Source organism: Actinoallomurus oryzae, assembly GCF_039541955.1.
In the GTDB taxonomy this organism is placed as follows: domain Bacteria; phylum Actinomycetota; class Actinomycetes; order Streptosporangiales; family Streptosporangiaceae; genus Actinoallomurus; species Actinoallomurus oryzae.
In genome coordinates this window covers 69,252-93,785 of record NZ_BAABHF010000040.1, presented here as the reverse complement: position 1 = coordinate 93,785, position 24,534 = coordinate 69,252, and the positions used below count along the sequence as shown (strand labels likewise).

Annotated in this window: 25 protein-coding genes; 11 read left to right on the top strand and 14 right to left on the bottom strand. The window is 72.5% G+C overall.

Annotated features, from left to right (window positions below):
- The first annotated feature begins 141 nt into the window (after positions 1–141).
- A complete protein-coding gene (locus ABEA10_RS32395) occupies positions 142–309 on the top strand; it encodes a hypothetical protein (RefSeq protein WP_345470420.1) in 168 nt (55 codons plus the stop codon).
- On the opposite strand, the gene ABEA10_RS32390 is transcribed toward ABEA10_RS32395, so the two are convergent.
- Positions 286–669 carry a MerR family transcriptional regulator gene (locus tag ABEA10_RS32390; RefSeq protein ID WP_345470419.1) on the bottom strand — a complete coding sequence of 128 codons (384 nt, stop codon included), beginning with the start codon at positions 667–669 and terminating at the stop codon, positions 286–288. The two genes, ABEA10_RS32395 and ABEA10_RS32390, sit on opposite strands and share 24 nt — an antisense overlap.
- 203 nt (positions 670–872) lie before the next feature.
- Between ABEA10_RS32390 and ABEA10_RS32385 the strand changes: the two genes are divergently transcribed.
- The 4 genes from ABEA10_RS32385 to ABEA10_RS32370 all read left to right on the top strand — a co-directional run bounded on the left by ABEA10_RS32385 (position 873) and on the right by ABEA10_RS32370 (position 5,597).
- The gene (locus ABEA10_RS32385; protein ID WP_345470417.1) at positions 873–2,258 is read left to right on the top strand and encodes an MFS transporter; all 1,386 of its coding nucleotides are present in this window, start codon (positions 873–875) and stop codon (positions 2,256–2,258) included.
- Between the two features lie 160 nt (positions 2,259–2,418).
- Positions 2,419–3,048 carry an alpha-ketoglutarate-dependent dioxygenase AlkB gene (locus ABEA10_RS32380; protein WP_345470415.1) on the top strand — a complete coding sequence of 210 codons (630 nt, stop codon included), beginning with the start codon at positions 2,419–2,421 and terminating at the stop codon, positions 3,046–3,048.
- 407 nt (positions 3,049–3,455) lie between these two features.
- Positions 3,456–4,295: a lysozyme gene (locus ABEA10_RS32375; protein ID WP_345470413.1), complete on the top strand. Its 840-nt coding sequence runs from the start codon at positions 3,456–3,458 to the stop codon at positions 4,293–4,295.
- A gap of 174 nt (positions 4,296–4,469) precedes the next feature.
- A complete protein-coding gene (locus ABEA10_RS32370; RefSeq protein WP_345470411.1) occupies positions 4,470–5,597 on the top strand; it encodes a glycoside hydrolase family 3 N-terminal domain-containing protein in 1,128 nt (375 codons plus the stop codon).
- Between the two features lie 57 nt (positions 5,598–5,654).
- Here ABEA10_RS32370 and ABEA10_RS32365 read toward each other — a convergent pair whose 3' ends face one another.
- On the bottom strand, positions 5,655–6,209 hold the full coding sequence (locus ABEA10_RS32365; RefSeq protein WP_345470409.1) for a helix-turn-helix domain-containing protein: 555 nt from the start codon (positions 6,207–6,209) through the stop codon (positions 5,655–5,657).
- Positions 6,210–6,266: 57 nt separating this feature from the next.
- Here ABEA10_RS32365 and ABEA10_RS32360 point away from each other — a divergent pair, with 57 nt between their 5' ends.
- A complete protein-coding gene (locus ABEA10_RS32360; RefSeq protein WP_345470407.1) occupies positions 6,267–7,169 on the top strand; it encodes an alpha/beta fold hydrolase in 903 nt (300 codons plus the stop codon).
- On the opposite strand, the gene ABEA10_RS32355 is transcribed toward ABEA10_RS32360, so the two are convergent.
- The 5 genes from ABEA10_RS32355 to ABEA10_RS32335 all read right to left on the bottom strand — a co-directional run bounded on the left by ABEA10_RS32355 (position 7,166) and on the right by ABEA10_RS32335 (position 11,346).
- Positions 7,166–7,585 (bottom strand): hypothetical protein, encoded by a 420-nt coding sequence (locus ABEA10_RS32355; protein WP_345470405.1) that lies wholly within the window; start codon positions 7,583–7,585, stop codon positions 7,166–7,168. The genes ABEA10_RS32360 and ABEA10_RS32355 overlap by 4 nt on opposite strands.
- Before the next feature lie 88 nt (positions 7,586–7,673).
- Positions 7,674–8,417, bottom strand: a complete 744-nt coding sequence (locus ABEA10_RS32350; RefSeq protein WP_345470403.1) for a GntR family transcriptional regulator — start codon at positions 8,415–8,417, stop codon at positions 7,674–7,676.
- 55 nt (positions 8,418–8,472) lie between these two features.
- The gene (trpA, locus tag ABEA10_RS32345) at positions 8,473–9,198 is read right to left on the bottom strand and encodes a tryptophan synthase subunit alpha (RefSeq protein ID WP_345470401.1); all 726 of its coding nucleotides are present in this window, start codon (positions 9,196–9,198) and stop codon (positions 8,473–8,475) included.
- On the bottom strand, positions 9,195–10,379 hold the full coding sequence (gene trpB / locus ABEA10_RS32340) for a tryptophan synthase subunit beta (protein WP_345470399.1): 1,185 nt from the start codon (positions 10,377–10,379) through the stop codon (positions 9,195–9,197). The genes trpA and trpB overlap by 4 nt, the downstream gene beginning before the upstream one ends.
- Positions 10,380–10,488: 109 nt before the next feature.
- Positions 10,489–11,346 carry a helix-turn-helix domain-containing protein gene (locus tag ABEA10_RS32335; protein ID WP_345470398.1) on the bottom strand — a complete coding sequence of 286 codons (858 nt, stop codon included), beginning with the start codon at positions 11,344–11,346 and terminating at the stop codon, positions 10,489–10,491.
- Between the two features lie 208 nt (positions 11,347–11,554).
- Between ABEA10_RS32335 and ABEA10_RS32330 the strand changes: the two genes are divergently transcribed.
- Positions 11,555–12,325, top strand: coding sequence for an SDR family oxidoreductase (locus tag ABEA10_RS32330; RefSeq protein ID WP_345470397.1), 771 nt, complete (start codon positions 11,555–11,557; stop codon positions 12,323–12,325).
- Between the two features lie 149 nt (positions 12,326–12,474).
- Here ABEA10_RS32330 and ABEA10_RS32325 read toward each other — a convergent pair whose 3' ends face one another.
- The 5 genes from ABEA10_RS32325 to larE form a co-directional block, all read right to left on the bottom strand.
- Positions 12,475–13,485 carry a lysophospholipid acyltransferase family protein gene (locus ABEA10_RS32325; protein WP_345470395.1) on the bottom strand — a complete coding sequence of 337 codons (1,011 nt, stop codon included), beginning with the start codon at positions 13,483–13,485 and terminating at the stop codon, positions 12,475–12,477.
- A 76-nt stretch (positions 13,486–13,561) separates the two neighbouring features.
- Entirely contained in the window at positions 13,562–15,139 is a 1,578-nt protein-coding gene (larAH, locus tag ABEA10_RS32320; RefSeq protein ID WP_345470393.1) for an NPN-dependent hydroxyacid isomerase, LarAH14/15/16 family, read from the bottom strand.
- A gap of 11 nt (positions 15,140–15,150) precedes the next feature.
- Positions 15,151–16,347 (bottom strand): zinc-dependent alcohol dehydrogenase, encoded by a 1,197-nt coding sequence (locus ABEA10_RS32315; RefSeq protein WP_345470391.1) that lies wholly within the window; start codon positions 16,345–16,347, stop codon positions 15,151–15,153.
- A complete protein-coding gene (locus tag ABEA10_RS32310) occupies positions 16,344–18,632 on the bottom strand; it encodes an HAD-IB family hydrolase (RefSeq protein WP_345470389.1) in 2,289 nt (762 codons plus the stop codon). The genes ABEA10_RS32315 and ABEA10_RS32310 overlap by 4 nt, the downstream gene beginning before the upstream one ends.
- A gap of 120 nt (positions 18,633–18,752) precedes the next feature.
- Positions 18,753–19,586, bottom strand: a complete 834-nt coding sequence (gene larE, locus ABEA10_RS32305; RefSeq protein ID WP_345470387.1) for an ATP-dependent sacrificial sulfur transferase LarE — start codon at positions 19,584–19,586, stop codon at positions 18,753–18,755.
- 27 nt (positions 19,587–19,613) lie between these two features.
- Between larE and larB the strand changes: the two genes are divergently transcribed.
- Together larB and larC are read left to right on the top strand one after the other, a co-directional pair.
- On the top strand, positions 19,614–20,297 hold the full coding sequence (gene larB, locus ABEA10_RS32300; protein WP_345470385.1) for a nickel pincer cofactor biosynthesis protein LarB: 684 nt from the start codon (positions 19,614–19,616) through the stop codon (positions 20,295–20,297).
- Positions 20,294–21,484: a nickel pincer cofactor biosynthesis protein LarC gene (gene larC / locus ABEA10_RS32295; RefSeq protein WP_345470384.1), complete on the top strand. Its 1,191-nt coding sequence runs from the start codon at positions 20,294–20,296 to the stop codon at positions 21,482–21,484. The genes larB and larC overlap by 4 nt, the downstream gene beginning before the upstream one ends.
- 17 nt (positions 21,485–21,501) lie before the next feature.
- On the opposite strand, the gene ABEA10_RS32290 is transcribed toward larC, so the two are convergent.
- Positions 21,502–21,954, bottom strand: coding sequence for an Lrp/AsnC family transcriptional regulator (locus ABEA10_RS32290; protein ID WP_345470382.1), 453 nt, complete (start codon positions 21,952–21,954; stop codon positions 21,502–21,504).
- Between the two features lie 102 nt (positions 21,955–22,056).
- Here ABEA10_RS32290 and ABEA10_RS32285 point away from each other — a divergent pair, with 102 nt between their 5' ends.
- A complete protein-coding gene (locus ABEA10_RS32285) occupies positions 22,057–23,013 on the top strand; it encodes an SMP-30/gluconolactonase/LRE family protein (protein ID WP_345470380.1) in 957 nt (318 codons plus the stop codon).
- Positions 23,010–23,810: a shikimate dehydrogenase family protein gene (locus tag ABEA10_RS32280; RefSeq protein WP_345470378.1), complete on the top strand. Its 801-nt coding sequence runs from the start codon at positions 23,010–23,012 to the stop codon at positions 23,808–23,810. Before ABEA10_RS32285 ends, ABEA10_RS32280 begins: the two co-directional genes overlap by 4 nt.
- A 49-nt stretch (positions 23,811–23,859) precedes the next feature.
- Here the strand turns inward: ABEA10_RS32280 and ABEA10_RS32275 are convergent, their stop codons facing one another.
- Positions 23,860–24,534 carry a hypothetical protein gene (locus ABEA10_RS32275; RefSeq protein WP_345470376.1) on the bottom strand — a complete coding sequence of 225 codons (675 nt, stop codon included), beginning with the start codon at positions 24,532–24,534 and terminating at the stop codon, positions 23,860–23,862.

The window sequence follows — 24,534 nt, the reverse complement described above, 5'->3', positions numbered from 1 at the left end:
TCCTGTTTGTTTCCTGGAGAGTACTCCCGAAAGAGCCGTTTGCAGAGACCTACGCCGAATTCCGCTGCGAATACGGGTGTCACAGCGGAAAACGGCACGACCGGCGCGACGTGTCGCCGTGGGCTGCGCATCGGTCGATGCGTGGAAGAGGGACTTCGTGAGGGGCCGGTGGAGTTCAAGCGCGGTGAGCGGGTCGCCGACGACGGTTGGTGGGTGCTGATCGATCCGGGACTCGCGCCGGGGAAACACCGTCTCGACATCCGCGTCTCCGGCATGGCGTCCCGGCTATGGACGCTCATCGTCTCCTGAGCCGTGCCGGCGTAGGGCGTCGAGGTAGGTGCTGATGGCGTCGCGGTTTCTCGTCAGGCAGGCGATCTTGGCGTCCATCTGCTCGCGCTGGTGCTCGAGGGCGGCGATGAGGTCCGGGTCCGCGTCGCGTACGTGGATCGTGCACGGGTCGTCCAGGCACGGGAGGATCTGGCGGATGATGCTCGTCGTCAGCCCGGCGTCGAGCAGCCCGCGGATCTGCGCCACCCGGCCGACCAGGTGCTCACCGTAGTCGCGGTAGCCGTTCGGCAGGCGCCCGGGCGTCAGCAGGCCCTGCTCCTCGTAGTACCGCAGCAGGCGTGGGGGGACTCCCGTCCGCTCGGCCAGCCGACCGATCCTCACGCTGCCTCCCGGTGGACGTCTTGCCTTCACACTAGTGTGAACGTTCGAGCATGGTCCTCCACCTCGCCGCAGCGAAGAGGAGGGGCGCCGTCGGCGGCCGGAACCGGCCGGGTCAGTGCCGTCGGGCATCGGCGGTGGACGATCCGTGCATGCCCGCCCGTACTCTCGGCGGCATCCATGCCTCTCCCGAAGACGGAGACTTCGTGACTGTTGTGACCGCGCCGGCGGCGTCCGCGACCGTACGCCGACCCGCGACCCTGGCCGTACTGTCGGTGGCGCAGTTCCTCATCGCCCTCGACTACTCGATCATCTACATCGCCCTGCCGAGCATCGCCGCCGACCTCGGGTTCGACTCGGCGCTCGCGCAGTGGGTGGTCAGCGCCTACGCGGTGCTGTTCGCCGGCTTCCTCGTCGTCGGCGGACGGCTGGCCGACCGTGTCGGCCCGGCCCGGCTCTTCATCGGCGCGATCGTCACCTTCGGCGTCGCCAGCGCGATCGGGGGCGCGGCCGAGGACGGCGTCGTGCTGCTGGCCGCGCGCGGCGTGCAGGGCCTCGGCGCGGCACTGCTGCAACCCGCGGTCCTCGGGCTCATCGGCACGACCTTCCCCGCGGGTCCGCAGCGCAGCCGCGCGCTGGTGGTCTGGGGTTCGGTCGGGGCGTCGGGCCTGGCCGCCGGGGCCGTCCTCGGCGGCCTGCTGACGACGGCGTCGTGGCGGCTCACCTTCGTCGTCAACGTGCCCCTCACCCTCCTGTGCGCGCTCGGCGCCGCCGTCTGGGTCGGGACCGGCCGGGGCCACCTGCCGACCGGCCGTATTCCAATGCTCGCCTCCGTGGTCGGCACCGGCACCGTGCTCACCCTCGTCATCGGCCTCAGCCTCGGCTCCGACCGCGGCTGGGGCTCCGCGCCGACGCTCGTCTGTCTCGGCCTGGCGGTCGCGTTGTTCGCGGTGTTCGTCCGCAACGAGCGGACCTCGCCCAACGTCCTGATCGAGCACGTCCTGCGGCGCACGCGCTCGCTGCGGTCCGGCGCGGCGGCGACCGCGCTGTACATGGCCAGCGTCGGTTCGGAGTTCTACCTGCTCACCCTGCTGCTGCAGACGACGAAGGGCTACTCGCCGCTCGAGGCGGGCGCCGCGTTCCTGCCGATGGCCGCGATGGTGACCGCCGGCAACGCCGTCGTGGGCCGTGCCGTACGGCGGATCGGACCGGACGGCGTTCTCGTCGGCGGGTTCGCCATCGCCACCGCCGGCCTGCTGTGGCTGGCGCTCAGCCTGGGCGGTTCCTCGTACGCCGCCGACCTGCTGCCCGGCCTGCTGATCAGCGGTTTCGGGCACGGAGTCATCTACACCGGGATGTTCATCATCGGCACCCACGACGTGCCGCCGGAGCACCAGGGCACGGCGGGCGCGCTGCTGACGACCTCGCAGTACCTCGCCGGCGCGCTCACCGTCGCCGTGCTGACACTCGCGCTCGGCCCGTCGCCGGACGACGCGCGGTTCCGCGTGGCCTTCCTGCTCACCACCGGGGCGGCGGCAGCGGGCATGCTCCTCGCCGCCGTGCGCCGCCGGACGGGTCATCCGGCGCCTTGACCCGCGTCGCCGCGCGCCGGCCGTGGCGGCCATCGCCTCGGTGGCCTTCTCGGTCTGGCCGACCAGCGCTGGGAGTCACGCTCACGGGGCTTCGGCCGAACGTGCTTCCGCCGCGAGCATGATCGAACATGTGTTTGAACTCGTCGCGTAGACTGAGGTCATGACGCTTGCGCTCCAGGGGTCCCTGCTGGACTGCGGCGACGAGATCGAGCTCGGCGCGCTCGGCTCGTCGGTGCGGCGCACGGTGCTCGACCGCGGAGCGTGGATCGACCTGCGGCCGGGCTGGGTGACCGGCTCCGACGTCCTGTTCGACCGCCTCGTCCGCGCCGTGCCGTGGCACGCCGAGCGGCGGCACATGTACGACCGCGTCGTGGACGTCCCGCGCCTGCTGAAGTTCTACGGCGAGGACGAGGAGCTGCCCAAGCCGATCCTGCGCGAGGCGCGCGACGCGCTGACCGCGCACTACGCGCGCGAGCTCGGCGAGCCGTTCCGCACCGCGGGGCTCTGCCTCTACCGCGACGGCGCCGACAGCGTCGCCTGGCACGGCGACCGCATCGGGCGCGGACGCCGTGAGGACACCATGGTCGCGATCGTCTCGGTCGGCGCGCCGCGCAGCCTGCTGCTGCGCCCGCGCGGCGGCGGTCCAACGCTGCGCCACGACCTCGGTCATGGCGACCTCCTCGTCATGGGCGGCAGCTGCCAGCGCACCTGGGAGCACGCCGTACCCAAGACCGCCCGCCCGGCCGGCCCGCGGATCAGCATCCAGTTCCGCCCCCGCGGCGTCCGCTGACCGCGCGGCGGCCTGTCTCCCTGATGGGGGAGTGGTCGGCGCGTGAGGTCCGATTCCGTCTGCGGCGTCCACTGATCGCACAGGGGTGGCCGACGCGCGAGAGCCTTCATCGGGGCGAGGGGTTGCCGGATCCGGCCAATCTCCTCCGCCCGTTCCGGTGCTCTCCGCACTCCTGAGCTGGGAAGAGCGGGGAATTCGCCGGTTCCACCGGCGCGGTCGGGATACTTTTCCACCTTTTCTAATGCGGACGCGGAAGATATCTACCTACTAATGGGTATCCACGCCGACCCGGAAGGAGAAGCCCCGCCGATCCCCCGCGGTTCCCTGCCGCCGCGACCGCCGGCGCGAACGCATGGCCCGCGGGAGTGCACGACAGTCCCCAGGTCTCCCCCTCCTTGGAGGATCACGTGGCACTACGCAAGCGCTCATCTCAGACGGCGCGCAGATCGCGTCTCACCGCCCTGTCCGCGGCGGCCCTGCTGTGCGGCGCGCTCCTGGCGACCGCCCGGCCCGCCGGCGCCTCCGCCGACCCGATCACCCATCCCGAACGTGACTGGCTGGGTTCGCAGGTGGCCAAGCACGAGCCGGGCTCCGGCCGGATGCTCATCCGGCCGAACGTCGTCCAGACCCCCGGCCTCGATGTGAGCGGCTGGCAGGGCAACGTCGACTGGGCCTCGGTGGCGGCGAACGGCGCCCGGTTCGCCTACGTCAAGGCGACCGAGTCGACGACCTACACCAACCCGTATTTCTCCCAGCAGTACACCGGCGCGTACTACGCGGGCATCGTGCACGGCGCGTACCACTTCGCCACGCCCGACACCTCGTCCGGTGCCGCCCAGGCCGACTACTTCGTCGCGCACGGAGGCGGCTGGTCCAAGGACGGCATGACCTTCCCCGGCATGCTCGACATGGAGTGGAACCCCTACGGCGCCGCCTGCTACGGCCTGTCCGCCGCCGGGATGGTGAACTGGATCCTCTCGTTCAGCAACGAGTACCACGCGAAGACCAGCCGCTGGCCGGTCATCTACACCGCGACCAGCTGGTGGAGCCAGTGCACCGGCAACACCGGCGACTTCTCCTCCACCAACCCGCTGATGCTCGCCAACTACAACGGCTCACCGGGCCCGATGCCCTACAACTGGGGCTTCCAGACCATCTGGCAGTACGCCGACTCCGGCGTCTTCCCCGGAGACCAGGACTACTTCAACGGCGACTACTCGCGCGTCAAGGCCCTCGCGAACGGTTGACCCGCCGGACCGGTTTCGGTCCCGCCGGGCGTGCCGGGCACGCCCGGCGGGACGCATCCTCCCCTGACCTCCGGCGCGAGCCGGAGCCCCCGCACCGCCGCCTCGGCGGCATCACCCAGGAAGAGAGGCAGCGCACCCTCCGGCGGCGGCCGGAGACCCGTGCGCGGACACCAGATGAACGAACACTCGATCACCCGGCGCAACGCCCTGCTCGCCGGCGCCGGCGCGGCCTTCGCGACGGCCGGCCTGGCCGGGACCGCGCGGGCTGCCGGGCGGAACACCGTACGGCCCGCCGCCCTGACGCCGGAGCAGCAGGCCGGGCAGCGGGTCATCTACTCCTACTCGGGCACGACCGTCCCGCAGTCGCTGCTGGACGCGATCTCCGGCGGCCGGGCCGCGGGCGTGATCTTCTTCGGCGACAACATCTCGAGCCTCGACCAGATCGCCTCGGTCTGTGAGCAGCTGAACGAGGCCAACGCCGCCAGCCCGGTCGGCGCGCCGCTGCTGCTGATGACCGACCAGGAGGGCGGCCAGGTGCGCCGCCTGCCCGGCGGGCCGGCGATGTCGGAGAAGCAGATCGGCCAGTCGTCCGACCCGCTCTCGGCGGCGACCAGCGCCGGGGACGAGGCCGGCGCGCTTCTCGCGAGCGTCGGCATGAACGTCAACCTCGCCCCGGTGCTCGACGTGTACCGCAAGACCGGCGACTTCGAGGACCAGTACGGCCGCTCGTACAGCAAGGATCCGGCCGTGTGCGGTGAGCTCGGCAGCGCGTTCATCACCGCGCAGCAGCGGCACAAGGTGGCGGCGACGGCCAAGCACTTCCCGGGCCTCGGCTCGGCGTCCAAGAACCAGAACACCGACTCCGTACCCGTCACGCTCACCGCCTCCGCGTCCACACTGCGCTCGGTCGATGAGGCGCCGTACCAACCGGCGATCAGCGCGGGCGTCAAGCTCGTCATGCTGTCCTGGGCCACCTATCCGGCCCTCGACCCGGACTACCCGGCCGGGCTGTCGTCGACCATCGTCCAGAACGAGCTGCGCGGACGCCTCGGGTACACGGGCGTCACCATCACCGACTCGCTCACCGCCGGCGGTCTGGCGAACTTCGGCACGACGGCGCAGCGCGCGGTCGCCGCCGCCAAGGCGGGCATGGACCTGCTGCTCGTGTGCGGGGAGAGCCCGACGTACGGCCAGAGTGCGGTCACCGGCCTGGCCGACGCGCTGCGGTCCGGCACGCTCGGCCAGAGCGCCTTCGACGCCGCGCGCAGCCGCGTCACCAACCTGCGCAACAGCCTGGCCTGACGGCGCGGCCGGGGGCCCGCGGGCCCCCGGCCGCTCGCCGACGGCGGGATCGGCGCGTCACCGCTCGTCCGGCGCACGCGCGGGGGACTCCCCCGACGGGAACAGGATCGGGCTGAGCAGGTGCCGGGTGCGCTCCGGCGACGGCGCGTTGGCCATCCGGGGTGCGATCACCGCACGCAGTTCGCCGATCAGCTGGGCGCGCTCCTCGTCGCTGAGCCAGATCGCGTGCTGCCGGTAGCCCACGAGGTCGGCGGCGGGATCGGCGTCGTCGCGGTCGAGGTAGGCGTTGTACTCCGCGAGCAGCGTGGCCATGGCCACGGCGAACACCCGGCGATGGTCCTCCACCGACACCGACGCGGCCGTCTCGGCGTCGACGGTCGCCCGCGCCCGGTGCAGCCGGTAACGGCGTTCGACCGCGCCGCGCGTCCGGTGTTCGTCCGCGACCTCGAGCAGGCCCCCGTCGGCCAGCAGGCCGACGTGCCGGTAGACCGTCGCCTTGGAGACGTCGGGCAGCAGGTCGCACAGCTGTGACGTCGTCAGTGTCCGGCCGCCGGACATCGCGTGCACGACCCGCAGCCGTACGGGATGCAGCAGCAGCTCCACGGCGTCCATGGCCCTATGTTCTCATGTCTGATACCTTTCTCAAACATGAGAATAACGGAGGGTGCGATGCCGCGTACGTCACCGGAGAGCCGGACCGCGCCACCGAGGGGACACCGCCACACCGTCGGCGGGCGGCGGCTGATGCTGCACCGTTCCGGCACCGGAGGCCCGGCGGTGGTGCTGCTGCCGGGGTCGGGCCTGGTCGGCCTCGACTACCTCAACCTGCACGACCGCATCGCCGAGCTGACCACCAGCGTGCTGTACGACCGGGCCGGCACCGGCTGGAGCGACCCGGCGGAGCTGCCCCGCTCCGCCGCCGAGGTGACCGACGAGCTGCGCGACCTGCTCACCGTCGCCGGCGTGCCGGAGCCGTACCTGCTCGCCGGGCACTCGCTGGGCGGGGCGTACGCGCGTCACTTCGCCCAGCGCTTCCCCGACGCGGTGGCCGGGCTGCTCCTGCTGGATCCCTTCCACGAGGACATGGTCACCCGCGCGCCCCGGCGGGTGCTCGACCTGCTGGCCGAAATGAAGAGCCGCGAGCTGCCCGAGCCGTCACGAGAGCAGCTCGACGCCGCACGCGGGCAGCTCCTCGCCTTCTTCGAAGCGTGGCCGGACGACGTCCGGGTCCCGCTCGCCGAACACCACCTCGGGTCCTGGCGGACCGCCTGGCAGGAGGACGGCAACCTCTACGACGAGGTGTCCGCCGAGCTCCGGAGCGGGCCGGGCCTGCCCGACGTGCCGACGATCGTGCTGAGCGCGATGGGGCGCGACGCCGTCCAGGCCCACCTGTGGCCGGAGGACCTGCTCCGGGAGATCAACGACGGCAAGCGCGCCCTGCACGCGGAACTGGCCGCCTCGGTCCCGCGCGGTGAGCACCGCGTCCTCGAGGACGCCGGCCACGGCTGGCTCCACGAGGAACGCCCCGACGCCGTGCTCCAGGCCGTCACCGACCTGCTCGCCTCGAACTAACTCAGGGTCGAGACGAAGCGCTCCGCGTCCGCCGCGGACATCCCGGTCTCGGTCTGGACGAGCGAGACCGCGCCCGGGAGGTCGCCGGCGTCCCGCATGGTCCGCGCCCGGTCGGCGACGCTGCCCTGGCCGCCCGGAGCGTACGGCAGGGGCTCGGGCAGCGGGCCGCTCTTGAGCGCGTCGACGATCCGCTTGGCGTCGACGAGACCCAGGCCCGTGGCCTGCCGGACCTCCTTGACGGCCAGGACCGGCTTGTTCTCCCCGAGCAGCGCCCGCACGCGTACCTGCAGGTCGGCCGGCAGCGCCATGGGCGGGTGCGCCCCGGGCGCCGCCTGCCCTCTCCCTCCCCGGGCAAGGCCCACCGAGATGATCCCGACGAGCAGGACGAGACCGGCCACGAGCGCCAATACAGTCATGGCCGGATTCTGCCAGAACAGGGGCTTATCGCCGGTGTGCTCTGCGGACGTCCATGACGCGCTCAGGCCGCGGCCGGAGGGGTCGGTCCTACGCCTGTGAAGGGATCGCCCCCCAGCGAAGGGACAGCCCGGTGGCGGCACGATCGGCGGTGATCTGCATCATGCTGCCGAGGATCGTCGCCCTGTCCGCCACCAGGGCCGTTCCGTCCGGCCCGTAGGTGATCCGGTCGCTGACCAGCACCGGCGCGCCCTCGTCCTCGTCCAGGTGCCGGGCCATGTGCGCGTCGAGTACATCGGGCCGGATCGTCTCCGATGCCCGGGCCACCACGACACCCACGTCGGCCAGGGCCGCGTACAACGACGTGGTGGTGAAATCCACGTCACCCAGCAGGTCCGCGTGCGGCTCGCGCACCCAGGAGACCTGATGAATCGCCCGGCGGCCGGCGAAGGCGCGAACCCGCTCCAGCCGCAGACCGGTCTCGGTCTCGCGGACCCGCAGCCGCGCCGCGACGCGCGCGGGCACGCGGAGCCGCGCACGCGCGACCACGATGGTGCGGACCTCGTGACCTTGCTCGCGCAGGTCGTCGGCGAAGCTCCGCAAAGATCCCAGCTGGTACGCCAAATGGGGCGGCGTGACGAAGGTGCCCTTGCCGGGGCGCTGGACGATCAACCCCTCGTCGCCCAGCTCCCGCAGCGCCTGGCGCAGCGTCATCAAGGTGACGCCGTACGCGGCGCTCAGCTCGCGCTGTGCGGGCAGCGCCTCGCCGGGGGCGTAGTGGCCGTCGCGGATCTTCGCGGCGAGGTCGGCGGCGATGGCCCGGTAGCGTGCCATGCTGCTCCCTCCTCATCGCCCTCGGGCCGCGCGCCTCGATCGTCGCCGGCGACGATCATCGTACGGCGATCGGCCCCGAAAGCGCGGCCCGCAGTGACGCCACGAACGCGCCGACCTCGGCGGGGCCGGCACCGTCGAGGATACGGCGCATGACGGCCGCGCCGACGATGACGCCGTCGGCGACCACCGCCGCCTCGGCCGCCTGTTCGGGCGTGGAGATCCCGAAGCCCAGAAGGACCGGCAGGTCGGTGACCTCCTTGACCCGGGCGGCGAGGGCCGCGGCGGACGGGGCGAGCCGGTCGCGTTCGCCGGTCGTGCCCATGACCGAGACCGCGTACACGAAGCCCTGGCTGCGCCGGCCGATCTCGGCGAGGCGGTCGTCCGGCGTCGCGGGCGAGGCGAGCAGGCTGACCTCGATGCCCGCTGCGCTCAGCCCGGCCAGCTCGTCGAGCGGCAGATCGGGAACGATCAGCCCGGTGACCCCGGCGGCGTGGAGGGCGCCGGCGAATCCCGGCCGCAGCGCGATGTTGGCGTACGTGCTCGCGACGAGCGGGATGCCGGCGGAGATCGTGGCCAGCTCCGCCAGGACGGACGCGGGGGTGGCGCCCCGGGCGAGCGCCGCGTCCGACGCCTCCTGGATCGTCGGGCCGTCCACCGTGGGGTCGGAGAACGGCAGCCCGACCTCGATCAGGTCCGCCCCGGCGTCCTCGAACGCGGTCAGATAGGCGGTCCAGTCCGGCCTGACCCCGGCGGTGATGTAGGGCATCAGCAGCTTCGTCACAGCTCCGCCTCCGTCATGAGGGTGGTGAGGTCCTTGTCGCCGCGCCCGGAGAGCGTGACGAGGACGGTCGAGCCGCTGGGCAGGACCGATGTCCCGGCGGCGTCGATCACCCAGGCCAGGGCGTGCGCCGACTCGATCGCGGGCGGTATTCCCTCCGTCCGGGCGAGCCGCACGGCTGCCGCGATCGCTTCCGCGTCGGCGACCGTGACGTAGCGGGCGCGCCCCAGATCCCGCAGGTACGCGTGCTCGGGGCCGACGCCGGGGTAGTCCAGCCCGGCCGCGATCGAGTGCGCCTCCCTGATCTGCCCGTGTTCGTCCTGGAGGAACAGCGACTGGAAGCCGTGGAGCACGCCGATCTCGCCGTTGGCGGCGCCGGAACCGCCTTCGGCCTCGACGCCGACGAGCTTCGCGTCCGTGTCGACGAAGCCCGCGAAGGTGCCCGCCGCGTTGCTGCCCCCGCCGACGCAGGCGACGACGTAGTCGGGGACGGCGGCGGGCAGTTCGGTCGCGCACTGCCGCCGGGCCTCGTCACCGATGACGCGCTGGAACTCGCGCACCATCGTCGGGTAGGGGTGCGGGCCGATGACCGAACCCACGCAGTAGTACGCCTCGTCGGCGTCGGCGACCCAGTCGCGCATCGCCGCGCTGGTGGCGTCCTTGAGCGTGCGGCTGCCAGTGGCCACCGGGACGACCTCGGCGCCCAGCAGCCGCATCCGGAACACGTTGTGCGCCTGGCGTTCCACGTCCCGCTCGCCCATGAAGACCTTCACGGGGAGCCCCAGCAGGGCGCCCGCCGTCGCAGTGGCGACGCCGTGCATGCCCGCGCCGGTCTCGGCGATCAGCCGCGTACGCCCCATACGCCGGGCCAGCATCGCCTGCCCCATCACATTGTTGATCTTGTGGGAGCCGGTGTGCGTCAGATCTTCCCGTTTGAGCAGAACGGTCACGCCGAGTTCGGCCGACAGCCGCAGGGCGGGCGTCAGCGGGGTGGGGCGGCCCGCGTAGACCGAGAGCAACCGGGCGAGGCTGCCCCGGAACCCGGGATCGGCCCATGCCTGGGCGAACGCGTCCGCCACCGCCTGGCAGGCGGGGATCAGGGACTCCGGTACGTATCGCCCGCCGTAGCCGCCGAACCGTCCGACGGCCTGGTCGGCCTCTGAGGCAACTGTTATAGAACTCATGAGAGAGTTATAGAACAGTCGCGTCGAGCCTGGCAACCCGGTTCCCCCGACGCCGAGCGCGGGCCCTCGGGGCGGAGCGGCAGGCGCCGGCCCTCGTCCAGGGAGGTGCTCAGGCCGGGGCGGGCCGGGTGGGCGCCGTCCAGCTGTCGAGCAGGCGGATCGCCTCTGCGGTCGGCGAGTTCGGCTCGACGTTGTAGACGCAGAGCGTCTGCTCGACGTCGCCGGCCGGTTGGAACGACTCGTAGGAGAAGACGAGGTCGCCGGCCAGCGGGTGGCGGTAGCGCTTGGTGCCGTGGGTGCGCCGAAGCACCCGGTGGTCGTTCCACCAGGTGGTGAACTCGGGCGAGCGCACGGTGAGCTCGCCGATGAGGTCGGCGAGCCGGCGGTCGCCGGGGTGGCGGCCGGCCTCCAGACGCAGCATCGCGACGGTCTCGGCGGCAAGTTGTTCCCAGTCGACCACCCGTTCCCGCGCGGCGGGGTCCAGGAGGTAGAAACGGGCGAGGTTCCGCTGGGGGACCGGCAGGGCGTCGAAGTCGGTGAGGATCGCCCGGGCGAGCCGGTTGGCGGCCAGGACGTCGGTCCGCCGGCCGAGGACGAAGGCCGGCACCCGGTCGAGGGTCTGGAGCGTCAGGTGCAGGCCGGGGCGGACGCGCTGCGGGCCGCCCGAGGCGCCGCGGCGCGCCGGAGCCGGGCGGGAGCACAGGTCGGTGAGGTGCTCGCGTTCGGCCTCGTCCAGTTCGAGGGCGCGGGCCAGAGCGTTCAGGACCTCGGGGGAGGGGTTCGCGGCCCGGCCCTGCTCCAGCCGCGTGTAGTACTCGGTGCTGATGCCGGCCAGCCGGGCGACCTCGTCCCTGCGGAGCCCCGGCACGCGCCGTGGACGGGCGTCGGCCGGTAGCCCCGCTCGGTCGGGGGTGATCCGGGCCCGGCGTGAGCGGAGGAAACCGGCGATCTCCGAGGTGCGGTCCATACCCCCAGTGTGGCCGTGAGCGTTGGGTGACCGGCCCGCGGAGGTGGTCCTGCCGGTACCTGTTTCGGCGTTACCCGCCTGGTCAGGGCATGCTGTGCCGCCGTGACGAGGCCTCCGGAGGTGGTGGAGTTGAGGAGCGCGGGGAACCGCCGGTCACCGGACCGCGACGGTCGCCCCGCGAACACGACTTCTACCGGAGGTACAGCACATGTCGAAGGAGTCCACGCCCCTGTCCGGCCGGGTGGCGGTGGTCACCGGGGCGTCCAGCGGAATCGGCGAGGCGTCGGCGGAACGGCTGGCGGTGCTCGGTGCGAAGGTCGCCGTGCTCGCGCGCCGGGCCGAGCGGCTCGAGGACCTGGTCGCCAGGATCGGTGCGCGTGGTGGCACCGCGCTGGCGGTGGCGGCCGACGTGACCGACGCGGAGGCGGTCCGTGCGGCGGCCGAACGGGTGGAGGCGGAGCTCGGCGCCGCCGGCCTGCTGTTGAACAACGCCGGAGTGATGCTGCCCGCGCCCGTCGAGGAACTGCGCACCGACCAGTGGCGGCACCAGATCGACCTGAACATCACCGGACTGATGAACGTCATCGGGGCGTTCGTCCCGCAACTGGTCGCGTCCGCGGCCCGGCTGGGCGTGGCCGACCTGATCAACACGTCGTCGATCGCGGCGCGGAACATCTTTCCCAACTTCGCCGTCTACTCCGCGACCAAGGCCTACGTCACGCAGCTGTCCCGGCACCTTCGGGTCGAGCTGGGGCCGAAGAACGTCCGGGTCTCGGCGATCGAGCCGGGCATCGTCGGCACCGAACTGCAGAGCCACGTGACCGACGAGGGCGCCCTGGAGTGGCTGAACGGTTCGAGGGAGACGATGGAGTGGCTCGCTCCACAGGACGTCGCGGAGACCATCGGCTTCCTCGCCGCGCTGCCGCCGAGGGCGAACCTCCAGCAGGTCACCATCATGCCCACCGGCCAGGCGGCCTGACGGTCGGCTCGAAGCACTCCGGGTCCGCCGGGTCCTCCCGGCCCAGGACAGGGCGCTGGCGTGTGGCCGGACGGTGAGCCGGGGGCCCGGCGAAACGCGACAGGAGCGCCCCCGTGCGGGGACGCTCCTGTGCGTGGTCGGCTAGGGGTTCAGTCGCGCCAGACCTTGCGGCGCTTCTCACCCAGCGGCTCGGTCGAGGACCAGATGCGGCGCCAGTGCGCCACCTGCTCGCCCGCCCCCGCGCCGGTCTTGCCGTTCTTGCCCGCCTTGGACTCCCCGGCCCGCTCCGCCGTGGGCTCCTCCCGCGCCAGCGCGCCCGGCCGGACCGAACGGGCGCCGCCCGGGACCTCCAGCCGGTCGTCCGCCGCCGCGCGCAGCGCGCCGTACCAGCCCAGGTCTTCCTCGGCCGCGAGCTGGCTGACCGCCTTCGCCATCCGCACCCGGAAGGCGCGGACGTCCTCGCCCTCCTCCGGCACGAGCGGACGGCCGTAGCGGACGGTCACCCGCGGCTTGCCCGGCTGCGGCCAGTTGCGGCCCCGGGGCATCGCGGCGTACGAGCCGCGCAGCGCGATCGGCACGCACGGGATGCCCTTCGTCACGCACAGCGCCGAGGCGCCGAGCTTGAAGGGGTTCATCCAGCCGTCCTCCGAGCGCGTGCCCTCGGGGTAGAGCAGCAGGCTCCAGCCCTCGTCCACCAGGTCGAGGGCGAGGCTGCGCAGCCGCCGCGAACCGTAGCGCTCGACCGGGAACGCGTTGAAGAAGATCGCGGTCAGGGTCGCGCGCCAGCGGACGTCGAAGAAGTAGTCCGACGCCGCGCCCACCGCGACCCGGTCGGCGAACCGCTCCGGCAGCGAGCCGAGGATCAGCGGGGTGTCCAGATGGCTGGTGTGGTTGGCCACGAAGACCACCGGGCCGCGCACCCCGTCGAGGTACTCGGTGCCCTCGACCACCGGCGTCGTCTGGCTCCACACGACCGGCTTGAGCAGCGTCCGGCGCAGGCCCGCACGGGCCCGGACGGCCGTGCGGGTACGGGCCCACGCGGTCGGGAACTCCCGCTCCTCATGCTCCAGCTCGTGCGGCTGCGCCGACTTGGGCACCGTGGAACGGCCGCGCCAGTCCCGCCCGTGCCGCAGCAGCTTGACCTCTCTGCGGATGCTCATCGGTCGCTCACCCCGTACGCCGGCCGCTCGTGCTGGAGACGCGCCGAGATCGCGCCGCGGCGGGTTCGCTCCCGGCTCATCGGACGTCCGCCAGGGTCAGCGGCGGGGCGTGCTGATAGGTGATCGACGGGCTGGAGCCGACCGTGTCCTTGGCCATCTCCAGGGCGTCCGCGAGCGTCGTCGCGGAGCGGAAGCCCATGCGCGCGGTGGTCTTCCGGTTGCCGCCCACGAAGATCACGTCACCGAGGTGCTCCAGCGCGTGGGCGCCCCAGTACCACATGTAGAACGGGTGCACGCCGTGGTACGCGTAGCTGTTCCGGTAGAGCTGGATGTACCAGGGGTCGGTGGCGAACTGCTCCTCGTACTTGGTCTCCAGCAGCACCGGGTCGGTGCTCTCGGTGAGGATCTCCTCGAAGAAGTCGATGTAGCTCGGGTGGTGCACCGGGTGGAACTCGTTCGGCACCGGGTGGTAGAAGATCGCCACACCGCCCTGCCGGACGATCGGCTTGTTCTTGTACAGGTTGAAGAAGTAGCCGAGCCCGAGCGACATCACCAGGATCGGGTTCATCACGGAGTTGACGTTGTACGGGCAGATGTAGGGGAGCCCGTAGATCGCGACGTCGGACTGGCCGTTCACCTCGGTGAGCTGCTGGCGGTGCACGTTGCTCAGCGTGATCGGGTGCACCTCGGACTGCAGGCCCGCGTGGACGCCCGTCACCCCGTACGGCGCGGCGGTCGACTGCCAGATGCGCCGCCGGGTCTTGGCCGGCAGCAGCTCGTTGGCCCGCTTCACCGCGACGTACGACGCCTGGTCGCGGACGTTCCACTCCCACTCGCGCTTGTTGAGGAAGCCCATCGAGGACGGGAACGTCTCGTTGTTGAGCGTCGTCTCGATCGTGAAGACCTTGACGTGCTCGTCGATCAGGCCCTTCATCCGCTCGTACGAGTGGTGCATCGCGGAGTTCGGCGGGTCGTTGAAGGAGTTCGAGTGCCGCAGCGTGTGCACGTTGTGGTGGTGCTTGAGGCTCTTGTAGCTCGCCAGCCCGACCGACACCGACTTCGCGCCGCCGCTCATCGCCGTCAGCGTGATGTTGACGTAGACGATCAGGTCGCTCTCCGCGGCCCGGCGGTTGATCTCGACGTCCTCGCCGTGCTTGGTCTTGCCCATGTGCAGGAGGTTGTCGTGGTCCTCCGCGTCATGGTTCTTCAGGTGGTCGGGGAAGAACGCCTGGAAGACGCGGTCGCCGACGGTGCGCCGCAGCTCGGCCGGGGTCATCCGGCGGTGCAGGGCGTTGCCCGCGATCAGCTCGACGTCGTCCACGCCCTTGGCCGCGGCCATCTCCAGCACCTGCTCGATGATGCGCTGCCGGACGTCCGGCGTCTGCATCGGCGGCAGCGGCAGCGACAGGTCATCGAAGACGATGGTCAGCCGCATCCCGGGCGTGAGGAGCTCGGGCAGCGGCTCGGTGCCGTGCGGGTTGAGCAGCGCGTGCTTGATGGCGGCGTCGACGTTCCGGATCCCGGGCAGGGAGTCCGGCGGGTAGATGACCTTCGCCCCGAGCGGCAGCCGCTCCAGCCGGAAGCCCTCACCCTGGTGCATGAGCAGCGGTGGTGTCCGCTCATCCACGTCGAGTACGAAGCCTGGTCTGCTCACTCTCAACCTTCCTAACGAGCCGGGGCGAAGGCAACCTTGACGGTGCCAAGACGTCCGGCGTCGGCCGCATGCGTAAGGGCCTCCCGCCAGCGGGCGAGAGGATAGGTCGTGCCGACGTATCCGTCGAGGGGCGCGGACTCGGCGAGCCGGATGGCGTCGGCGAAGTCGGCTCCGTCGGCGCCGGAGGCGTACGCCCCCACCAGTTGCAGCTCGCGGTACCACAGCGGGGTCAGGTCGACGTTGCCCCCCGGCATGCCGGACACCACGACGGTACCCCCGGCCTGGACCAGCCGGAGCGCGGTGTCGAGGCCGCCGGCGCCGCCGGTGCATTCGAAGGCCACGTCGACGCCGCCGAGGAGGAAGTCCCCGCCGCGCTCGGGCGAGTGCATCCGCGCGGTGGTGACGCGCCGCAGCGCGCGTACGGCCTTGCCGGGCTCGATGATCGCGGTGGCGCCGAGCGCCTTGGCCTTCTCCTGCTGGTGACCGTGCTTGGCGACGACGTACACCGCGCCGACGTCGGTCAGCTGACGCAGCGCGAGCAGCGTGAGCAGGCCGACCGTGCCGGCGCCGATGATGACGGCGGTGGACCCGGACGCGACCTTCACGCGGCGCACCGAGTGCACCGCGCAGGCGAGCGGCTCGGCCAGGACCGCGCGGTCGTCGGGGAGCGAGTCGGGCACGACGTGCAGCTGCCGGGCGTGCGCGACGAACTGCCGGCTCCAGCCGCCGCCCGTGTCGGCGCAGAACCCGGTCTGCAGCCCGGCGGAGATCCGGCCCGCGGTGATGTGGTCACAGCGGCTCTGCTGGCCGGAGGCGCACCAGCGGCACTCGGCGGTGCCGCGCGCGGCGCACGAGAGCACCGGGTCGATCACCACCCGCGAGCCCTTGGGCACGCCGGGCACGTCGTCCTGCGTCTCGCCGACGATCTCGTGACCGGGGACGAACGGCATCGAGGTCATCGGCGACAGGTACGGGGAGGAGCGCCCGGTCAGCAGCCCGAGGTCGGAGCCGCAGATGCCGGACAGCCGAGGCGTCACGCGCGTCCATCCCTCGCCGGGCAGCTCGGGCGCCTGCCGGTTGACGAGGCGCATCGGCGAGACGTTGCCGGCGATCATGCCGCTCATCTTGCCGCCGGCGCGGGTCGCCGTGAGGCCGCGCGCCGCCAGGAAGCGGGCCGGCGAGCGGTGGTACTCCAGCGCGAGGATCATCGGGCGCTCACCGTTCCGGTGATGGTGTCCATGAGCACGTCTCCGCGTCCGCGGGTATGGGCGCCCCACTCGTAGATGCGCCAGTGCTTGCGTTTGGCATGGCGGTACAGCGACGGGTCCGGGTTGACCGCGCCCGGGTTGCCGACCGCCTCCAGGAGCGGCCGGTCGGAGTAGCTGTCCGCGTAGGCGTAGGAGCCGTCGAGGTCGATGCCGGTGTCGGCGGCGTGCCGGCGCAGCCAGGCGGCGCGGGCCTCGTCCACGAGCGGCGGCGAGTCGAGGTAGCCGGTGAGCACGCCGTCGCGGGTGTGCATCCGGCTGGCCACGACCTCGTCGAACAGGCCGGCGAGCGGGCGCACGAACACGTCCACCGTGCCGGTGATCAGGATGGTCTTGTGCCCGGCGGCCCGGTGCGCGCGGATCCGGCGTACGGCCTCGGGCATGACCCGCTGCAGCAGCGCGTCGCCGAGGGTGTCGTCGACGAGGTCGCGCAGCTGCGCCATGTCGGCGCCCTCGTAGCGGCGCAGGAACGCGCGGACGAAGTCGCCCCGGTCGCGGCGCTCGGCCCGCAGGTAGCGGGGGAGCGAGCGGGCCAGGTCGGCCAGTTCGCCGCCCCACTGCGACCGCGGCAGCGACGACAGCCGGGCCCACAGGTAGGACTCGATGAGGTTGGAGGCGACGATCGTGCCCTCGAGGTCGAACACGGCCGCGATGTCGGTGCGCTCCGGCAGCGCGGGCGCGGCCGAGCGGCGGCTGCCGCCGCCGCGTCCGCGCGAGAAGCCGCGCATCAGCTCGGTCACGCTGGGGGAGTGCACCTCCTGCAGGTAGTGCCCCCAGTCGATGACCGACGGGTCGAAGCCGAACTCGTCCACCAGCTCCGGCGGGATCGTACGGTGCAGCGCGTGCGTGCGGCTGTCGTCGTAGATGACCTCGGCCTGGGTGTAGGCCTGGTAGAGGTCGGCGTAGCGGCGCAGGAAGTCGAGGTTGGTCTGCTGCCGGTGCACCGCGGTCATCCACTCGCGGGTCTTGCCCGAGGCCGGCAGCCGCAGCAGCGCGCGCTCGGCCATCGCGGTGGCGCGCTCGCTGCCGCTGAGCATCATCTCGACCTGCCGGCTGCCGGGGAACCGCCACTGCGGCACCCGGATGTGACCGCGCTCGCCGGCCGGCATCGGGTGCTTGCGGAAGTAGTCGCGGACGTTCTCGTACAGGCCGCGGAAGGGCAGCGGGTTGCGCGAGCCGGACCCGACGTGGAAGTAGGCGGGCGTGCCGCGCTCGGGTGGCGCCGCGGCGACCGCGAGCGTGGCGTTGACGACGTGGTCGACCGGGATGATGTCGACGACGCTGTCGGGCAGGCCCGGGAACTCCGGCAGGATGCCCCGCCCGTACGCGATGATCAGCGGATCGGCCATCTTGTAGCCGTCGATCCAGCCGGGGTGCGGGTGGCGCAGCGAGCTCTCCACGATCGCCGGGCGGACGATCGACAGGCGGCGCTCGCCCCACAGCTCCTCGGCCGCGCGCTCGCCCAGGGCCTTGGTGAAGGTGTAGACGTCCGGCCAGCCGAGGCTCTGCGCGCGGGCGCGGCCGTAGTCGACCAGGCGGTCGGTGACCCACTCCTGGCGGGCCTCCTCGGCGGCGGCGACGACCGACTGCGGGCCGGCCTTGCGGTGCTCGCCCTGCGCCCGCGACACCGACTTGCGCAGCACCTCCGGGCGGCGCGAGTCGCGCTCGACGTCGGCGCGGGTGGCCAGCGCCCCCTCCAGCTCGGTGCGCCAGTCGACCGTGTGGTCGAGGCGGGCCTCCGGCACCACGCCCTTGCGCACGCCCGCGACGTACGCGGTCGACACGTGCACCACGTGCGGGTCGGCGCCGGCCTTGCGCAGCGCCTCGTAGAGGGTGACCACGCCGGAGACGTTCGTGCGGAACGCCTCGTCGATGGGCGGGTCGAAGGAGACCGTCGACGCACCGTGAACCACCACGTCGATGTCGCCCGGCAGCGTCACCTCGCCCAGGTCGCCCTCGATCACGGTGACGCGTTCGGCGGCGATGCGGCGCAGCTCCTCCTCGCCGAGCCGCTCGCGCAGCTCGCGGAAGACGGGCTTGCGGAGCAGGCCGTCGAAGCGACGCTGCGCCGGCTGGTTCGGCCGGGGCCGGATCAGCACCGAGACGCGGGTCTCCGGGTGAGAGGACAGGAGCTTCTCGAGAGTCGCCTGTCCGAGGAAGCCGGTGGCGCCGGTGAGAAGTACGTGTGAGCTGCCGAGACGGTGGAACTCATGTCGGTCTGGCGTCATCCGCTGGCTTTCTCCGATCGTGGGCATGAGCCGTCCCGTCGCGAGCTGTACCGGGCAAGAGTAACGGCTGGAAGTCCGGCGACCAACGGCCGGGAGGGTCTGACCGAATTCAGGTCTCGTTCATTCTCCCGTATCCGAATCCACCAGAACGTCGTTCATGGATCCGGACCGGAAGATCTCCACGCTGATGGGGGCCGAAACGAAGCCCGCGTCGCGGATCGCGACGCCGACGGCCTGGTCCTCGCGGGCGCGTTCGACCAGCTCAGGGTCGATTTCGAGACGCACGGCGTCGCCAAGGTCACGGACGCGCAGGTCGCGCACGGTGCCGCCCAGGACGCCGCGGACGGCCGCCTCGGCCCGCTCGATGCGCGCCAGCCGGGCGGGTGTGACCGAAATCCCGTACGCGACGCGGCTCGCCATGCAGGCCGCCGCCGGCTTGTCCCAGACGGGCAGGTCCCAGTGGCGCGCGATGGCGCGGACCGCCGCCTTGTCGAGCCCGGCGTCGGCGAGCGGGGTGCGGGCGCCGCGCTCGGCCGCGGCGCGGATGCCGGGCCGGAACCCGGCGACGACGTCGGAGGCGTTCGTGCCGGTGGTGATCGTGTCGTAGCCGAGGTCGGCGGCGAGAGCGTTCGCGGTGTCGAGCAGGACGCTCTTGCAGAAGTAACAGCGCCGCGGGCCGTTCTCGCGGTAGCCGGCCACGTCCATCTCGTTGGTGGCGGGCGTGTGGTGCGTGACGCCGAGGCCGGCGCAGAACTCCCGCGCCGCGGTGAGTTCGGCGGCCGGCAGCGATGGCGAGACCGCGGTGACCGCGGCGACCTGACCGGCACCGAGCGCGCGCACCGCGGCGGCGAGGACGACACTGGAGTCCACACCACCGGAGAACGCGACGAGAGTTCTGCCGTAGCCTGCCATCTCGGCCAGCAGATCCTGGGAGAGGACCGCAACGTCCACCATGCAACACCTATCAGTCGAGGGACTCCGATGACGGTATCTCAGCCTGACGGAGTCACCGACCTGGGCTTCGCACGTCTCGACACCGCACGCGCCGCACGTACCGGCGACCCGGAGGTGGTGTTCGGGCAGGGCAAGACGCCTGGGCAGATCGTCGCCGCGCTGCGCGCCCTGCACGAGGCGCATCCCGACCGGGCGATCCTCGCGACCCGCCTGTCCGAGGAGGCGCTCGCGGAGTGCGCCGAGCACCTGCCGGACGCCGTGCTGGACCCGGTCGGCCGCACGGCCGTGCTCGGCCGGACCGAGACGCGGGGCCGGGTCGCGGTTGTCGCCGCCGGCACGTCGGACCTGCCGGTGGTCCGCGAGTGCGCCACGACCATCGGCGTGTTCGGCGCCGAGCCCGACGAGATCGTGGACGTCGGCGTCGCCGGCATCCACCGGCTGCTCGCCCAGCGCGAGCGGATCGGCGAGGCCGACGTCGTCGTCGCCGTGGCCGGCATGGAGGCCGCCCTGCCGTCGGTGCTCGCCGGCCTGGTCGGCGCGCCGCTGATCGCCGTGCCGACCAGCGTCGGCTACGGCTGGAACCTCGAAGGCGTCACCGCCTGGCTCGCCACGGTCAACAGCTGCGCGCCCGGCGTCGTCTCGGTCAACGTCGACAACGGGTTCGGCGCCGGGGTGGCCGCCGCCCGGATCGCGCGCAGGACCGCGCGGTGAAGGCGCTCTGGGTCGACGCGGGCAACGGCGCGGCCGGGGACATGCTGCTCGCGGCGCTGCTCGACGCCGGCGCCGACGTCGAGGCCGTGCGCTCCGGGCTGCGCGGCCTCGCCGTGGGCCCGCTCGAGGTCGAGGTCGCGCCGGTGCGGCGGCACGGCCTGCGCGCCCTGCACGCCGACGTGCGCGTGCCGCCGGACGACGTGTCGCGGAACCTGTCGGACGTCACCGCGATCCTGTCGGAGGCCGCGCTGCCGGACGGGGTGCGCGCGTTCGCGCTGGCCGTCTTCGAACGGCTGGCCCGCGCCGAGGCGCGCGTGCACGGCGTGGACGTCTCGCGGATCCACTTCCACGAGGTCGGCGCGCTGGACGCGATCGCCGACGTCACCGGCTGCGCGCTCGCCCTGCACAGCCTGGACCTGCTCGACGCGCCGGTACGCGTCGTGTCGCCGGTGGCGGCCGGGTCCGGCGTCGTCCGCGCCGCGCACGGACCGCTGCCCGTCCCGGTGCCCGCCGTGCTGGAGCTGCTGACGGAGGCCGGGGCGCCGCTGCGGTCGCACCCGGCCACCATGGAGCTGTGCACGCCGACGGGCGCGGCCCTGCTCGCCACGCTCGCCACCGGCTGGGGACCGATGCCCGACTGCGTGCCCACGGCGGTCGGCGCGGGCGCCGGCACCGCCGACCCCGAGGGGCACCCCAACATCGTCCGCGTCGTCGTGGGATCGGCCTCGTCGTCGTCCGCCGGCTGGGAGTCCGCGGAGCTGCACCGCGTGGACAGCACCATCGACGACCTGGACCCGCGGCTGTGGCCGGACGTGCTGGAGGAGCTGCGCACGGCGGGCGCGGCGGACGCCTGGTGCTCGCCGGCGCTGATGCGGAAGGGACGGCCGGGCCAGGTCCTGAGCGTCCTGGTCGAGCCGGCGCGCCTCGACGCGGTGTGCCGCGTGGTGTTCGAACGGACGACGAGCCTCGGCGTGCGGGTGTCCTCGGTCGAGCGCCGCTCGCTGCGGCGCGACCGTGTCGAGGTGGACGTCGGCGGCGCCGTCGTGGGCGTCAAACGGGGGCTGCTCGGCGGCCGGGTGGTGACCGCGCAGCCGGAGTACGACGAGGCCCGCGCGGCGGCGCTCGCCTCGGGCCGCCCGGTGCACGAGGTGCTGAACGAGGCGCGGGCCCTGGCGTCCGAGGGCTGAGAGGGCCTCGGGCGGGATCACTCCTGCCCGGCGCCCCCGGGGGAGACCGGCCGTTCGACGAGGGTCTCCAGCACCACCGTGGCCCGCGTCCCGCTGACCCCGTCGATGGCGTAGATCCGGCGCAGGACGTCCTGCAGCCGCTCGGTGGTCGCGGTCCTGACCTTCAGCAGCACCGATGCGCTGCCGGCGATGACGTGCGCCTCCAGGACCTCGGGGATCGCGGCGAAGTCCTCGCCCGAGTCGCCCATCCAGGCGACCGAGTCGACCATCACGTAGGCCAGGACGGCGTCGCCCAGTGCCGCCGGGTCCACCTCGACGGTGGTGCGCCGGATCACGCCGCGCTCCCGCAGCTTCCGCACGCGTTCGTGCGCCGCTCCGGCGGAGAGGCCCACGGCCCGGCCCAGCGCGGCGTAGGACTGGGTGGCGTCCTGCTGGAGGCACGTCAGGAGGACGCGATCGGTCTGGTCCACGAGACTCCGTTCGGTTTCATGCCTAGGATGTCATATCCCATCCTGTTATCGTCCTTGGTGGTCGAAGCATATTCGGCGTTTGCCTGGATGGGGAGGACCTCGATGAGCGGCGAGCGGCTCGCGCTGTACGAGATGTTCGACGACCGGTTCCGTACCGGCCGGTGTATGTACGGTGATGACCGGTTGGAGGTCCTGTACACCGGCTGCCGCTGGGCCGAGGGACCGATCTACCTGCCCGCCTGGCGCCAGCTGATCTGGAGCGACATCCCCAATGACCGGCTGCTGCGCTGGGACGAGGAGACCGGCGCCGTCAGCGTCTTCCGCCGCTCCGCCGGGCACGTCAACGGCAACACTCTCGACGGTCAGGGCCGGCTGGTCAGCTGTGAGCAGGGCAACCGCCGCGTCACGCGAACCGAACACGACGGCACGGTCACCGTGCTGGCCGAGCGCTGGCGGGGCAAGCGCCTGAACAGCCCGAACGACGCGACGGTCAAGTCCGACGGTTCGATCTGGTTCTCCGACCCGGACTTCGGCATCACCAGCGACTACGAGGGCTATCACGCGCAGAGCGAGATCGGCGCGGGCAACGTCTACCGCATCGATCCCGCCACCGGCGAGGTGCGGCTGGTCGCCGACTGCTTCGATGCTCCGAACGGGCTCGTCTTCTCGGCCGACGAGCGGCGGCTCTTCGTCTCCGACACCCGGGCAGGCCGCATCCGGGTCTTCGACGTACGCGACGACGGCACGCTGTCCGACGGCCGGATCTTCGCCGAGGCGCGGGGCGCCGCGCGCTTCGACAACCTCCGCTTCGACGACGCCGGCCGGCTCTGGGCGGCCGCGATGGACGACGGGGTGCACTGCTACGACCCCGACGGCACGCTGATCGGGCGGCTCAACATCCCCGAGAGGGTCGCCAACATCACGTGGGGCGGGGCCAAGCGCAACCGCCTGTTCATCACCGCGCGGACCGGCCTCTACTCGGTGGTCATGGGCGTCACCGGCACCCACCCGACCGGACCGGGGCGCAGGCCCTGGGCGGCCACCGTGGCGGCGTCGTGATCGGTGTGCGCGGCACGACGCGTGTGCTCGGAATCATCGGAGATCCGCTGGCCCATGCCCGTGCGCCGGAGATGGTGAACGCCGTCATCGCCGAGCGCGGCGCGGACGCGGTGCTCGTCCCGATGCTCGTCCACGTGGGAGAACTCGCGCCGGCCGTCGCCGGCCTGCGCGCGATCGGCAGCTTCGGCGGGGCGGTCGTGACGATGCCGCACAAACAGGCGATCGTGCCGTTCGTCCAGCGGCTCGAGCGGTCGGCCGCGGAGACCGGTGCGGTGAACGTGATCCGCCGGGAGGCGGACGGCACGCTCACGGGCGACATGCTCGACGGCGGGGGTTTTCTCGCCGGCCTGCGCTCGATCGGCCAGGACGTCGTCGGACGGCGCGTGCTGCTGCTCGGCGCCGGTGGCGCGGCGATCGCGATCGCCGTCGCGGTCGCGCGCGCCGGCGCCGACTCGATCACGATCGTCAACCGCACCCACGCGCGCGCCGAGGATCTCGCCGCTCGCGTCGAGGCGCTCGGCGTCGCCGTGAGGGTGGCGAACGACGCGCGCGGCGACCACGACGTGGTGATCAATGCCACGAGCGCGGGCATGCGGCCTGACGACCCGATGCCGCTCGACCCCGCCGTGCTCCGGCCCGGCATGGTCGTATCGGACATCATCGTCGGGCCACGCAGAACGCCGCTCGTGGAGGCGGCGGAGGCCCGCGGCTGCGTCGTCCAGAACGGGGACGCGATGCTCGCCGGACAGACTCAACTGATGGTGGACTTCCTGCTCGGAGGCTCCGCGGCGGGGTGACGCGGGGCTCCTGGCGGGTCCATCTCCCAGGACCGCCGAGCGGGGCCGGTCAGCTCGGGGCGGCGGCGACCATGAGCCACTCCGCCTCCTTGACGGAGTAGTCGAACTCCGCCCGCAGGTGCTCGACGACCGCCGGCATGTGCCCGGCGCCGTACACCACCGCCACCGTGATCGGCCGCTCGCGATGCTCCTGGTAGAGCGCGGACAGCCGACGGTTGAGCGCGTCGTCCCGCCGGTCGACGACGCGGTCGCGGAACCACCGCGCGGCGCGTCCCTCCACCCAGCGCTCGTCGTACGACTCGGCCTGGTCGCGGCTCGGGAGCTTGAGCGGATCGCCGTACCGCCCCAGGAGGCGCAGCGCGACCGCGCCGAAGGCGTCCTCGGCCGTGTGCCGGACCCGCTCGGCGGGCGTCCGTGCGGGAGGCGGCACGGCCTCCCAGAAGACCGGGATGCCCAGCGACCCGAGGTCGAGCGCGTTGTTCTGGTCGACGAGGTGGTCGAGGCGCAGCCGGGACATCCGCTCCTGCAGGGGCACCGTGCCGGCCGGCGGCCCCTCGGCGACGATGATCGCGCACTTTCGCACGCGCGCCGTGACCTCGGCGTAGAAGGAGGGCTCTCCCACGTGGACCATGGGAAAGAGCATGAACCGTAGCGGGCTCGTGCGGCACGTCAGCGTGATGACCGCCGACCGCAGCCCGACGATGCTCGACTCGATGAACTGCAC